At 71.9% G+C, this 12,102-nt stretch carries 12 protein-coding genes and 1 pseudogene; 6 read left to right on the top strand and 7 right to left on the bottom strand.

From position 1 onward, the window contains the following. Positions 1 to 19 precede the first annotated feature (19 nt). Entirely contained in the window at positions 20 to 1,249 is a 1,230-nt protein-coding gene (locus ACGFZQ_RS14120; protein ID WP_393840572.1) for a cytochrome P450, read from the bottom strand. A 105-nt stretch (positions 1,250 to 1,354) separates the two neighbouring features. Beyond that, positions 1,355 to 1,675 (bottom strand): response regulator, encoded by a 321-nt coding sequence (locus ACGFZQ_RS14115; protein ID WP_393840571.1) that lies wholly within the window; start codon positions 1,673 to 1,675, stop codon positions 1,355 to 1,357. Positions 1,676 to 1,966: 291 nt separating this feature from the next. On the opposite strand from ACGFZQ_RS14115, the gene ACGFZQ_RS14110 reads away from it, so the two are divergent. Continuing rightward, positions 1,967 to 3,007, top strand: coding sequence for a zinc-binding dehydrogenase (locus tag ACGFZQ_RS14110; protein ID WP_393840570.1), 1,041 nt, complete (start codon positions 1,967 to 1,969; stop codon positions 3,005 to 3,007). Here ACGFZQ_RS14110 and ACGFZQ_RS14105 read toward each other — a convergent pair. Beyond that, the gene (locus ACGFZQ_RS14105) at positions 2,991 to 3,647 is read right to left on the bottom strand and encodes a TetR/AcrR family transcriptional regulator (protein ID WP_393840569.1); all 657 of its coding nucleotides are present in this window, start codon (positions 3,645 to 3,647) and stop codon (positions 2,991 to 2,993) included. The two genes, ACGFZQ_RS14110 and ACGFZQ_RS14105, sit on opposite strands and share 17 nt — an antisense overlap. 229 nt (positions 3,648 to 3,876) lie before the next feature. On the opposite strand from ACGFZQ_RS14105, the gene ACGFZQ_RS14100 reads away from it, so the two are divergent. The 5 genes and pseudogenes from ACGFZQ_RS14100 (at position 3,877) to hemC (ending at position 8,989) form a co-directional block, all read left to right on the top strand. Continuing rightward, positions 3,877 to 5,349, top strand: coding sequence for an MFS transporter (locus tag ACGFZQ_RS14100; protein ID WP_393840568.1), 1,473 nt, complete (start codon positions 3,877 to 3,879; stop codon positions 5,347 to 5,349). 302 nt (positions 5,350 to 5,651) lie between these two features. Continuing rightward, positions 5,652 to 5,939, top strand: a pseudogene (locus tag ACGFZQ_RS14095) (response regulator transcription factor); the annotation flags it as partial. Positions 5,940 to 6,036: 97 nt separating this feature from the next. Continuing rightward, positions 6,037 to 6,996, top strand: coding sequence for an ATP-dependent DNA ligase (locus ACGFZQ_RS14090; protein ID WP_393840780.1), 960 nt, complete (start codon positions 6,037 to 6,039; stop codon positions 6,994 to 6,996). Positions 6,997 to 7,136: 140 nt separating this feature from the next. After that, the gene (locus ACGFZQ_RS14085) at positions 7,137 to 7,913 is read left to right on the top strand and encodes an NPP1 family protein (RefSeq protein WP_382547037.1); all 777 of its coding nucleotides are present in this window, start codon (positions 7,137 to 7,139) and stop codon (positions 7,911 to 7,913) included. Positions 7,914 to 8,053: 140 nt separating this feature from the next. Then, positions 8,054 to 8,989 carry a hydroxymethylbilane synthase gene (hemC, locus tag ACGFZQ_RS14080; protein ID WP_393840567.1) on the top strand — a complete coding sequence of 312 codons (936 nt, stop codon included), beginning with the start codon at positions 8,054 to 8,056 and terminating at the stop codon, positions 8,987 to 8,989. A gap of 126 nt (positions 8,990 to 9,115) precedes the next feature. Here hemC and ACGFZQ_RS14075 read toward each other — a convergent pair whose 3' ends face one another. The 4 genes from ACGFZQ_RS14075 to ACGFZQ_RS14060 all read right to left on the bottom strand — a co-directional run bounded on the left by ACGFZQ_RS14075 (position 9,116) and on the right by ACGFZQ_RS14060 (position 11,935). After that, positions 9,116 to 9,646, bottom strand: coding sequence for a hypothetical protein (locus ACGFZQ_RS14075; RefSeq protein ID WP_393840566.1), 531 nt, complete (start codon positions 9,644 to 9,646; stop codon positions 9,116 to 9,118). A 195-nt stretch (positions 9,647 to 9,841) separates the two neighbouring features. Next, on the bottom strand, positions 9,842 to 10,696 hold the full coding sequence (locus ACGFZQ_RS14070; protein WP_351748748.1) for an ABC transporter permease: 855 nt from the start codon (positions 10,694 to 10,696) through the stop codon (positions 9,842 to 9,844). After that, a complete protein-coding gene (locus ACGFZQ_RS14065) occupies positions 10,656 to 11,483 on the bottom strand; it encodes an ATP-binding cassette domain-containing protein (RefSeq protein ID WP_351748746.1) in 828 nt (275 codons plus the stop codon). Before ACGFZQ_RS14065 ends, ACGFZQ_RS14070 begins: the two co-directional genes overlap by 41 nt. Then, positions 11,480 to 11,935: a MarR family winged helix-turn-helix transcriptional regulator gene (locus ACGFZQ_RS14060; protein ID WP_393840565.1), complete on the bottom strand. Its 456-nt coding sequence runs from the start codon at positions 11,933 to 11,935 to the stop codon at positions 11,480 to 11,482. Before ACGFZQ_RS14060 ends, ACGFZQ_RS14065 begins: the two co-directional genes overlap by 4 nt. Between the last annotated feature and the right edge of the window lie 167 nt (positions 11,936 to 12,102).

Below are 12,102 nucleotides of genomic sequence, written 5' to 3'. Positions count from 1 at the left end.
TTTCGTGGGGGTTGGTGGGTTACCAGGCGACCGGGAGTTCGTGGACGCCGTACACACCGCCGTTGTGTTTGAAGGGCAGGTCGGCGAGGTCGGCGGCGAGCCTGAGGGTGGGGATGCGCCGGTAGAGCGTGCCGTAGACCACCTGGAGCTCCATCCGGGCCAGCGGCTGGCCCAGGCACTGGTGGACGCCGAAGCCGAAGGCGACATGACGGCGGGCGTCGCGGGTCAGGTCGAGGCGGTCCGGGTCGGGGAAGGCCTCGGGATCCCGGTTGGCGATGTCACTGGCCATGATCACGCCTTCACCGGCCCTGATCACCTGTCCGGCGACCTCGATGTCCGCCAGGACCGCACGGCGCCGGCCGCTGTGCACGATGCTCAGATAGCGCAGCAGCTCCTCGACCGCGCCGGCGATCACCTTGGGGTCGTCGCTGTCGCGCAGCAAGGCGAGCTGCTCGGGGTGTTCGAGCAGGGCGAGGGTGCCGAGGGTGATCATGTTGGCGGTGGTCTCGTGCCCCGCGAGCAGCAGCAGGACGCCCATCTGCGCGGCGTCCAGCCGGGTCAGCTCACCGGCCTCGACGCGGGCCACCAGGCCGGAGAACAGGTCCTCGGCGGGGTTCTGCATCTTCTCGCCCATCAGCCGGTCGAGGTACCCGACCAGCCTGCCGTGCGCCGCCGTCCGGTCCTCGACGGAGGTGTCCCGGCTGATCAGGAGCTTGCTGTTCTCCTGGAAGAAGTTGTGGTCCTCGTAGGGCACTCCGAGCAGGGCGCAGATGACCAGCGAGGGCACCGGAAGCGCGAAGACCTCGACCAGGTCGACGGGGTTGGGGCCGTCCAGCATCGCGTCGATCAGGTCGTCGACGATCTTCTGTACGGCGGGCCGCATGGCCTCGACGCGCTTGACCGCGAACGGCGCGGTGACCATACGGCGCAGCCGGGCGTGCTCGGGGTCGTCCATCATGATGAAGCTGATGTTGTTCTTGCCGTTGCTGGGCGCCTGGAGCGGGTATCCGGGACGGTCGGCTTCGGCGCTGACCCTCGGATCGAGCAGCACGGCACGCTGGTCGGCGTACCGGGTGACCAGCCAGTAGTCCTTGCCGTCCCAGAGCCGGACCTTGGCGAGGGGCCCCGCCTCCTGGGCGGCCTTCAGCGCCGGGGGCGGGTCGAAGGGGCAGCGCATGGAACGGGGCATCGGGAAGTCGGGGGTCCCCGCGGTGGTGCCGGGTGCGGCGCCGGTCAGGGTGTCGGCCATCTCTGTCTCCTCGGGGTGGGGGACTCCGCTCGGTGCGGAGCGCCGGGACGATGGGCACGAGGCCTCGATAAGCACATGCAAACAGGGTGGGCTGTCCACTTCCGGTCAGTTTCCTGACACGGAGCCGACGTGGGCCAGGCGGCAGGACGGCGCTGTCGCGGTACCGCGTACGGCATGGGCGGTCACCAGGTCGTCCATGCCGGGCAGTTCGGCGTCCATGACGACCAGGTCGAACCGCTGCGCCACGAGCCGCCGCGCCACTTCGGCCCCGCCGCCCGCGGCACCGGTCCGGTAGCCGGCCAGCTCCAGGGTGGTGGTGAGGAGATCGGCGGTGTCCGGGTCACCGGCGGCGACCAGAAGCCACTGCCCACTGCCACGGGCCAGCGGTTGGGGTGACGAAGAGCTGCCGTACACGGGACGACCCATTCGTTCGAGGCTCGGTCAATTCGCTTGCTTGACTCAAGTAAGCCACATGTGCTTGCCTAACTCAAGTAACCGGGGCGACGCTGAGCGGAGGCCGCCCCGAGGGTCTGCCCCGGCGGACAGGCCCTGGCGCCGGACCCGTGGGGACGGGGACCGGCGCAGCCCTCGGGCCGGGTGCCGGCCCACTCCCCGCGGCCCGGCACCCGGCCCGAGGGCACCTCCCCGGTCGCAGCACCGCCGGGCGAGCCGCGGCGCTCGCCCGTCTCAGCACCTCCAGAAAGCGAGAGTCACCCCATGGCCACGATGAAGTCCGTACAGACCGGTGGCGTCGGCAAAATCGAGGTCGTGGACGTCGAACGTCCCGTGCCCGGCCCCAAGGACGTGCTGCTGAAGATCCGCGCGGGCGGCATCTGCGGCACCGACGTCACCTTCCTGCACATGGGCGGCATGCCGTCCCGTGCCCATCTGGGCGGCGACCTGACCCCGATCGCCCTGGGCCATGAGCCGGCCGGCGAGATCGTCGAGGCCGGCGCCGAGGTCACCGGGCTGAAGGTGGGCGACCGGGTGGTCGTGAACCCGCAGGACGCGCCCACGGGGATCATCGGCTGCGGCGGCCGGTACGGCGCGCTGAGCGAGTACCTGCTGATCGAGAACGCCGAGGCCGGCCGGAGCGTCGCGGCGTTCCCGGACGCCGTGCCCTTCGAGGTCGCCGCCCTCAACGAGCCGATGGCCGTCTCCCGGCACGCGGTCAACCGCTCCGGCGCCGACCCCGACGACAAGGTGGTCGTGTTCGGCGCCGGGCCGATCGGCCTGGGCGCGGCGATCTGGCTGAAGCTGCGCGGGGTCAGGCACGTCGTCGTCGCGGACGTGATCCCGGCCCGGCTGGAGAAGGCCCTGGCCGTGGGCGCGGACGCGGTCGTCAACTCGGCCGAGGAGGACGTCACCGCGCGGCTGACCGAGCTGCACGGGCAGAGCGCCAACGCGCTGGGCCAGCCCCGCCCGGGGACGGACGTCTTCATCGACGCGGCCGGCGCCCCCGCCGTCTTCAACACCGTGGTGGCCAACGCCAAGTGGCACGCCAGGCTGGTCATGGTCGCCGTGCAGAAGAGGGGCGAGATCGACCTCGGCGGCATGCTGCGCAGCGAGCTGACCCTCGTCGCCTCGCAGGGCTACCCGACCGAGATCTTCGAGGTGACCCCCGAACTGGTCGAGCACCACGAGCGGTTCGCGCAGCTGATCAGCCACCGCGTCCCGTTCACCGAGGTCCAGCACGCCTTCGGGCTGGCGCTCACGCCGGGCGCCGCGGAGAAGGTCGTCGTCACCTTCGATGCGTAGCCGTGACGGGCGCCAGCCACAGCCCGAGGAGCGCGTCGGTGAGCCCGGTGGCCGCGTCGCTCCAGGTGGCGCGGGGGGTGTCGGTGCCCTCGGCGAGGGCGCGCTCGCGCTCGGCGCAGGTGTGCAGGATCAGCGTCCGGGCCATCTGGCCGCGTTCGGCGCGGACTTCGGGGGGCAGTTCCGGCAGCCGCCGGTTGAGCCCGGCGACGGCCTCACGGAGCGACGGCGAGGCGAGGGACTCCCCGACCATGATCTCGTAGAGGACCGGGTCGGTCGCCACCTGGGCACAGAAGCGGGCGTACCAGGTGCGGCTGCCCAGGCCCGCGAGGTGTTCGGTGATCGGCCGGACCAGGCAGTCCACCCGGTCGCGGATGTCGTCGGAGTCGCCGACCGCCGCCAGCAGGCGGACCCGGATCTGCTCGATCCGGTCGAAGTGCCGGGCGGCGATCGCGCGGACCAGGTCGGCCTTGGTGCCGAAGTGGTAGCCGACGGCGGCGTTGTTGCCCTGGCCGGCGGCCTCGCTGACCTGGCGGTTGGACACGGCGTACACGCCCTGTTCGGCGAAGAGCCGTTCCGCCGTGCTCAGGATCGCCTCCCGCGTCGCGCTGGCCTGCTCCGCCCGCGCCGTCCTGCCCGCCATGCCCACCACCGCTCCGGGACCGTGCACCGCCCGGCGCGGCCGGTCCCGCGAGCCGTACCGGGGCCTCGCCCGGGGCGGGGAGGTCCAGCCGGGAAAGCGTACGCGGCAGCGGCGCGCGGTGCCCGCCGTTCCCGCCAGTAAGGTAAGTCAAGCGACTGACTTAAAGTATATCGTGTCGCTGCGTGTCGCCCTGCGCCGCTCCCTGTTCTGCCTACGGAGGCCCTCTCCCATGTCCGAAGCCCCTGTCCAGCCCGCCCGGTCCCCGGGACCGGCACGCCCCAGTCCGAACGCGGTGGTGGCGGTGCTGGCCCTGGCCGGTATCACCGTCTCGCTGATGCAGACCCTGGTGATCCCGATCGTCCCGGAGCTGCCGAAGTACCTCGACGCCTCCGCGTCCAACGCTGCCTGGGCGGTGACGGCGACCCTGCTGGCCGCCGCCGTGGCCACCCCGGTGGCCGGCCGTATCGGTGACATGTTCGGCAAGCGGCTGATGCTGCTGATCAGCCTGGTGCTGCTGGTCTCGGGCTCGGTGGTGTGCGCGCTGAGCGACGAGCTGGTCCCGATGATCGTCGGCCGTACCCTCCAGGGTCTGGCGGCCGCCGTGGTCCCGCTGGGCATCAGCATCATGCGCGACGAGCTGCCGCCGGAGCGTCTCGCCGGCTCGACGGCGCTGATGAGCGCCTCACTGGGCGTCGGCGGCGCGCTGGGCCTGCCGGCCGCGGCCTTCATCGCGGACCACTTCGACTGGCATGTGCTGTTCTGGACCTCGGCCGCCCTGGGTGTCGTCGCCTTCGCGCTGGTCGTGTTCCTGGTACCGGAGTCCAAGGTGCGCTCGGGCGGCCGCTTCGACGCGGTCGGCGCCGTGGGCCTGGCGGTCGGCCTGGTCTCGCTGCTGCTCGCGGTCTCCAAGGGCGCCGACTGGGGCTGGGCGAGCGGCACCACGCTCGGCCTGTTCGCGCTCGCGGTCGTGGTCCTCGTCGCCTGGGGCTTCTTCGAGCTGCGCACCGCCCGGCCGCTGGTCGACCTGCGCACCACGGTCCGCCGCCAGGTGCTGTTCACCAACCTCGCCTCGATCGCGTTCGGTTTCTCGATGTTCGCGATGTCCCTGGTGCTGCCGCAGCTGCTCCAGCTGCCGACCCAGACCGGCTACGGCCTGGGCAAGTCGATGATGACGGTCGGTCTGGTGATGGCTCCGCAGGGTCTGGTCATGATGGCCTTCGCCCCGGTCTCGGCCGCGATCACCAAGGCCAGGGGCCCGAAGGTGACGCTGATGATCGGCGCGGTGATCGTCGCCGCGGGCTACGGCCTCAACATCGCCCTGATGTCCGAGGTCTGGCACCTGATCCTGGTCTCCTGCGTCATCGGCGCCGGTGTCGGCTTCGCCTACGGCGCGATGCCCGCGCTGATCATGGGTGCCGTGCCGGCGTCCGAGACGGCCGCCGCAAACAGCCTCAACACCCTGATGCGGTCCATCGGTACGTCGGTGGCCAGCGCCGTCGCCGGTGTGATCCTTGCTCAGATGACGATCAGCCTCGGCGGCGCCACGCTGCCCTCCGAGAACGCGTTCAAGGTCGTCATGGCGATCGGTGCGGGCGCGGCCGTGCTGGCCTTCGTCCTCGCCTCCTTCCTGCCCGGCCGCCGCCCGGCGGACGCGGAGCCCGCACCGGCCCCGGTCGAGCCCGCGGCGGAGTCGGTGCACTGAGCGACGCGCGGGGAGCGGGCCGTGCCTTCGGGGGGCGGCCCGCTCCCCGGGTACCGACCGGCGTACCCGTACACCTCCTGACAACGGGCGAGATGGCCCGGGGTGGTCCGGGCCGGTTCCCGAGCAGCTGATGCGGAGACCTCCCTCCCGGCCCGGCCGCCGTATCGCCGGCCGTGGTCACGGGAATCCGACCGAGCGGCCGATTGAGCATCCCTGGCAGCGTCACGCCAAGGACCACGCCCGCACCGTCGACACGCCGGCGCCGGCGCTGTTGTTCGCCTCGTTCCTGTCCGGCGGCGGGACTCATCACCAGGTTCCCGGCCGCGCCCGCGCCCGGGGCCCGGCTCGCCGCCCCCGAACAGCTGCGCGTGCTCACCGCGCGGGAGCGCGAGGCGATGGCGCTGGCGCTGGCGGCACAGGGCCGCTCCAACGAGGAGATCGCCGGGAAGCTGTTCGTCTCCCCGCTGACCGTGCGCACCCACATCCACCGGGCGATGACCAAGCTGGACGCCCGCGACCGGGCCCAACTCGTGGTGATGGCCCACCAGTCGGGGCTGGTACAGCTGCCGCCCCCGGCGAGCGGCTCCTGACGGCTGTTCGGGGGAACCGGCGCCACGGGACGCGTGCCACTGCCGTACGCGGTTCACATCTTCTGCCGTGACCACCGCCCTGCCGCTGATCCCGCCCATGCTCGCCACGCCCGGCAGGCTGCCGCCCGCCGCGCAGGACGCCCGGTGGGCGTACGAGACCAAGCAGGACGGCCAGCGCGCGGTCGTCTATCTGCCCGGCGACGGCGGACTGCTGCTGCGCGCCCGGTCCGGCGAGGAGATCACCGCCGCGTATCCCGAACTGCGCCCGCTGGGCGGGATGCTGGGCCGGGTACCGGCGATCCTGGACGGCGAGGTGCTGGCCCTCGACGAGCGCGGACGCGCCGACTTCCAGCTGCTGCAGAGCCGGATGGGCCTGGCCCACGCCCCGGCCCGGGCGGCACGGATGGCGGCCCGGGTCCCGGTCCACCTGGTGCTGTTCGACGTGCTGCACCTGGAGGGCGGCCCGCTGCTGAGGGTGCCCTACGCGCAGCGGCGGACCCGGCTGGAGTCGCTGGGCCTCGACGGCCCCTACTGGTCGACGCCCGGTGCCGTCGTCGGGCACGGCGCCGAGGCGCTGCGGGCCACCCGGGAGCACGGCCTTGAGGGCCTGGTCTGCAAGCGGCTGGACTCGGTGTACGAGCCGGGGGTGCGGTCCCGTGCCTGGATCAAGATCCGGAACATGCGCGCCGAGGACGTGATCGTCGGCGGCTGGCTGCCGGGCAAGGGGCGGCTGACCGGGCTGCCGGGCGCGGTACTGGTCGGCCAGCGGTCCGCCGACGGACGGCTGCGGTACGTCGGCGGGGTGGGCACCGGCTGGAGCGAGGCGGAACGGACCGAACTGGCCGCGCTGCTGCGGGTCGCCGGAACCGACGCATGCCCCTTCGACCCGGTCCCGCCGGTCCCGGGCGCGCACTGGGTGCTGCCCCGGCTGGTCGGCGAGGTCAACTACAGCACCCGGACCCGGGCCGGGCTGCTGCGCCAGCCGTCCTGGCTGCGGCTGCGCCCGGACCTCACGCCGGAGGAGTCGGCGGCGGACCTGCCGGACGGCATCGGCTGACCGCCGCCGGTGCCGATCCGGCGTACACCGACCGACTGTTGGGCGGGGCTTCACCAGCGGGACGCCCGGGACGTCTTGGCAAAGTCTTGACCGAAGAGGAAGCTGAACCTCCCTTCCCCCCACAGCAGTTGGAGGCCTCCGTGTCGTCACGGACGTTCCGCATCGGTCGCCGCAGATGGCTGACCGGACTCGCCGGTGCCGCCGCCCTGGTCGTCGCCTTCCCCGCCGCCGCCTTCGCCGCCCCTCCGCAGGCGCTGCCCGCCAACGCCGAGACGGTCGAGAAGACCTACCAGCCGGCCTTCGACTACGACACCGACGGCTGCTATTCGACGCCCGCGATCGGCCCCGACGGCACGGTCAACGGCGGCCTCAACCCGACCGGCGCGCTCAACGGCTCGTGCCGGGACGCCTCCGACCTCGACAACACCAACAGCTACTCGCGTTACAAGTGCAACAACGGCTGGTGCGCCTACCTGTACGGCCTGTACTTCGAGAAGGACCAGGCGATCGCGGGCAGCAGCATCGGCGGGCACCGGCACGACTGGGAGCACGTCGTGGTGTGGGTGCAGAGCGGCCAGATCAAGTACGTGTCGACGTCCAACCACGGCTCGTTCACCGTGCACGCCGCGTCCGAGGTCCGCTTCGACGGCACCCACGCGAAGATCGTCTACCACAAGGACGGCGTCAGCACGCACTGCTTCCGGCTGGCCAACTCCAACGACGAGCCGCCGGAGAACCACAAGGGCACCTGGCAGTACCCGCCGCTGGTCGGCTGGAACGGCTACCCGGCCGGCCTGCGCGACAAGCTGAGCGCCTACGACTTCGGCAGCGCCAACTTCGGCCTCAAGGACGCCAGTTTCGCCTCCCACCTCACCTCGGCCAAGCCGTCGGGAATCACCTTCGACCCGGGCGCCTGACCCCGGCGCCCGGCCGGGCGCCGTGACCTGCGGAGTACCTTTGCCCGCTGCGCACGGCGCCCGGCCCGGCCACGGCGGCGTGCACGGCAGCCGACAGGATGTCGGAATCCGCGGCCGGCACGAAGGTCTATCGTGTCCCCATGTCCGTGCCCGAGTTGATCCGCATCGTCTCCCGAGACTCTCCGATGGCGCTCGCTCAGGTGGCCCGTGTCCGGGCCGAGTTGGCCGCCCTGCATCCGCACGTGCGCACCGAGGTCGTGCCGGTCAGGACGACCGGCGACAAGTGGCTGGGCGACCTGTCCCAGGTGGAGGGGAAGGGGGCGTTCACCAAGGAGGTGGACGCCGCGCTGCTGGCCGGCGAGGCGGATCTCGCCGTGCACTGTGTGAAGGACGTGCCGGCGGACCGGCCGCTGCCCGCCGGAACCGTGTTCGCGGCGTTCCTGAAGCGGGACGACATCCGTGACGCCCTGGTTCACCCGGGCGGGCTCACCCTGGACCAGTTGCCGCCGGGCACCCGGATCGGCACCTCCGCGGTCCGCCGGATCGCCCAGCTGGCGGCCACCCATCCGCATCTGGAGTGCGTGCCGTTCCGCGGCAACGCCAACCGGCGCCTGGAGAAGCTCGCCGCCGGGGACGCCGACGCCCTGCTGCTCGCGCTGTCGGGCCTGGAGCGGATCGATCGTACGGACGTGATCAGCGAGGTCCTCGACCCGGAGACGATGATGCCGCCGATCGGCGCGGGCATCCTCGCGCTGCAGTGCCGGGAGGGCGACACCGAGCTGATCGACGTGGTGAGCGAGCTCGGCGACCCGGACACCTACCGGGAGGCCACCGCCGAGCGGATGTTCCTGCACGTCCTCCAGGGGCACTGCAACAGCCCCATCGCCGGCTACGCCCGGGTCGACGGCGGCGGCGAACTGTCGCTGCGCGCCTGTGTGTTCACCCCGGACGGCAAGACCCGGCTGAACGCGCACGAATGGGCCGGCCGGCTCGACCCGGCCACGCTCGGCACCTCGGTCGCCGTGGCCCTGCTGCGGCAGGGCGCCCGCGAGATCATCGACGGCATCCCGCACTAGGCGCTCCGCTGGTGGCGCCGGGATGTGTCATCGTTCGGCTGCGGGCGCGTGGGGGTTGCTCGCGCCCTCGCGGCGGTAGCCGCACATTCAATACAGCCCCGTGCCCCTTACGGGGCGCGTTGTCGCTCAGGGAGCAGTCGGGCCGGGCTCGGTCTGGTCCTTGAGGAAGGCGGTCACCTGGTGGGCCAGGCTGCCCGGTGCCGCGCTCTGGCAAGCCGTGGCGGTCGTCGACTCCAGTACGCCGATGCCGCCCGCCCACAGCCGCCGGTCGGTCCAGTCCTCGTCGACCCGCAGCTGGATCTGGATGTCCACCTGGGTGAGGGCGGCCTCCGGGCCGGCGGCGTAGAGCACGGCGGTGGCGCGGCGCAGCGGGTAGACGTCGAAGCCCTCGATGAACTGGGAGCTGCGCCAGTCGATGACCGCGCCCTCCCCGTCGGGGCCCACCCGCACGTCGATCTGGCCGTCCTCCAGCTGGACGCCGAAGTGACGGGACCCGCGGTTCTCGACGGTCACCCGGACACAGAAGTACGTCAGCCCGGCCGCGGCGTCGTCCCGGCCGCGCGGCGGCTCGGACTTCTCCAGGCGGTGGACGCGGACCCGCAGACCGGCATGCTCGTCGTACTCGTGCCAGTCCCCGACCACGTTCGGCTCGTACACAGTGCCCCTTTCGACCCCCGCTGTTTATCTGTGCCCTCAGCGCACTGTCAAATGCACGGAATGCGCTGTGGCCAGGGGGTTCGCCCGCTTTGATCGCTGATCAAAGCCTTGCGCAGCGGTTATCCCGCCCCGGGCCTCCGGGGCGGGACACAGGCGCGTGCCGCACATCACGTCGGCGTCCCACCCGCGGCAAGATCAGCGGGCCAGGCGGCCGAGCAGCGAGGAGGCGGCGGCGATACCGAGAGCGGCGGCGACCGCCAGCACGGCGAAGTCGAGGCCGAGATGCGAGGGCGTGCCGAGCAGCAGCCCGCGCAGCGCGTCGACCTGGTAGCTCAGCGGGTTGATCTTGCTGACCACCTGGAGCCAGCCCGGCATGATCGCCACCGGGTAGAGGGCGTTGGAGCCGAAGAACAGCGGCATGGTGATCGCCTGTCCGATACCCATCAGCCGGTCGCGGCTGAGGACGATGCCCGCGATGCTCATCGACAGGCAGGAGAAGAAGGCGGAGGCGAGGACGACGGCCAGCCCGACCCCGAGCAGCTTCAGCGGGTTCCAGGTGAGCGAGACCCCGAGGATCGCGGCGATGACGATCACCACGACGGCCTGGATCAGCGACTTCACCCCGGCCGCGAAGGCCTTGCCGGTGATGAGGGCCGAGCGCGGGGTGGGGGTGACCAGGAGCTTGTTGAGGATGCCGGCGTCGCGTTCCCAGATGATCTGGATGCCGTAGAAGATGGCGATGAACATCGCGGACTGGGCGATGATGCCGGGTGCGAGGTAGTCGATGTAGGGGATGCCGCCGGTGGGTATCGCCTTGATCCTGGTGAAGGTCTGGCCGAAGATCAGCAGCCACAGGGCCGGTTGTATCGCCCGGGTGTAGAGCTCGGTGCGGTCGTGGCGGAGCTTCTGGAGCTCGACGGCGCACATGGCGACCACCCGGGCCGGCAGCAGCCGCCACCCGGAGCGCGGCTGGGGCGGCGTCAGCAGCAGGGATGGTGCCGCCGTGCGCTCAGCCGACGCGGTTCGCGGTGCGGCGGGTGCTTCGGACATCGCGGAATCCTCCTGACTGGTCGTCGAGGCCGCTGCCGGCCACGTCGCGGAAGACGTCTTCGAGGGTGGGCAGGGTGTCGGTGCCCCGGCGTTCGGCGAGGCCCCGCCTGAGCTCGTCGGGGGTGCCGAGGGCGCGGATGCGGCCGCGGTGCATCAGGCCGACCCGGCCGCAGTGCTGGTCTGCCTCGTCCATGTAGTGGGTGGTGACCAGGACGGTCATCCCGGTGGCTTCGCGTACGGCGTTGATCTGGTCCCACACGCCGGTGCGGGCGATCGGGTCGAGGCCGATGGTCGGCTCGTCGAGGATCAGCAGCCGGGGCGCGCTGACCAGCGCCTGGGCCAGTTCGAGGCGCCGGACCATACCGCCGGAGTAGGTGCCGGCGAGCCGGTCGGCGGCGTCGGCGAGGTCGACGGCCTCCAGCGCCTGCGCGACCCGCTCGGCGCGCTCGCGCCGGGAGACGTCGAAGACCCGGGCGAACAGGGCGACGTTCTCGCGTCCGGTGAGCCCGCTGTCGGCGGACAGCTGCTGCGGGACGTAGCCGAGCAGTCTGCGGACGGCCATCCGCTCCCGGCCGGTGTCGTGGCCGAAGACGCGGACCATCCCGGCGGGAACCGGAAGCAGGGTGGTGATGCAGCGGATGGCGGTGGTCTTGCCGGCGCCGTTGGGGCCCAGCAGGCCGAAGACCTCGCCCTCGCCGACGGTCAGGTCGAGCCCGTCCACGGCCCTGGTCTCCCCGAAGGTGTACGAGAGCCCCGTGCAGGCGACTGCGGTGGTGTCCGGCGTCATGATTCCTCGGCCTCCTCGTGCAGGGTGACGGCCAGCCTGCGCAGCGCCGGCAGCGCCGCCTTCAGCGCCGCCCGGTCCGCCTCGTCGAGCCGGGACACATGGCTCACGACGAGGTCCGCGCGGCGCCGCTGCCAGTCGGCGAGCCGCTTCTCGGCGGCCTCGGTCAGCAGCAGCCGGGCGGCCCGGCGGTCGGCGGGGTCGGTCTCGCGGAGCAGGTAGCCGTCCTTGACCAGCTGGTTGACCAGGGTCGACACCGAGTTGCTCGCCAGGTACAGCTCCTTGGCCGCGTCCGAGATGCCGATCCCGGGCCGCGACTCGACCAGGCGCAGCAGCTCCACCTCGGCGCCGCGCAGCCGGGGCAGCGCGAGTCCGCGGCGCAGCCGGCGGCGGATCAGCCGCTGGATCCCGACGAGCGCGTCGGCCAGCTCTTCCGGAAAGGTCTCCGATTTCACACCTGGAAGATTACCTCTGTTACAGAGGTAATCCCACCCATCGAACGGTCAAGGGGGCCCGCGAATTGTTTGGTTATGCCCTATTCGGGGCATTGGCTGTTCAGTGCTTCGGACCGGAGGCACGTGCGTGGGAGCCGCTTTCCGCCGGTGCCCCCGTGTTCTCCCCG

The organism is Streptomyces sp. NPDC048254, assembly GCF_043201895.1.
Lineage (GTDB): Bacteria > Actinomycetota > Actinomycetes > Streptomycetales > Streptomycetaceae > Streptomyces.
Note: the sequence above shows the minus strand (reverse complement) of the source record. Positions and strands in the feature narration are given on the sequence as shown.

Coding starts and splice junctions, on each gene's coding strand:
- ACGFZQ_RS14120 (WP_393840572.1), bottom strand. CDS start 1,249: ATGGCCGACACCCTGACCGGCGCCGCACCCGGCACCACCGCGGGGACC.
- ACGFZQ_RS14100 (WP_393840568.1), top strand. CDS start 3,877: ATGTCCGAAGCCCCTGTCCAGCCCGCCCGGTCCCCGGGACCGGCACGC.
- ACGFZQ_RS14115 (WP_393840571.1), bottom strand. CDS start 1,675: ATGGGTCGTCCCGTGTACGGCAGCTCTTCGTCACCCCAACCGCTGGCC.
- ACGFZQ_RS14065 (WP_351748746.1), bottom strand. CDS start 11,483: ATGACGCCGGACACCACCGCAGTCGCCTGCACGGGGCTCTCGTACACC.
- ACGFZQ_RS14110 (WP_393840570.1), top strand. CDS start 1,967: ATGGCCACGATGAAGTCCGTACAGACCGGTGGCGTCGGCAAAATCGAG.
- ACGFZQ_RS14105 (WP_393840569.1), bottom strand. CDS start 3,647: ATGGCGGGCAGGACGGCGCGGGCGGAGCAGGCCAGCGCGACGCGGGAG.
- ACGFZQ_RS14090 (WP_393840780.1), top strand. CDS start 6,037: ATGCTCGCCACGCCCGGCAGGCTGCCGCCCGCCGCGCAGGACGCCCGG.
- ACGFZQ_RS14070 (WP_351748748.1), bottom strand. CDS start 10,696: ATGTCCGAAGCACCCGCCGCACCGCGAACCGCGTCGGCTGAGCGCACG.
- hemC (WP_393840567.1), top strand. CDS start 8,054: ATGTCCGTGCCCGAGTTGATCCGCATCGTCTCCCGAGACTCTCCGATG.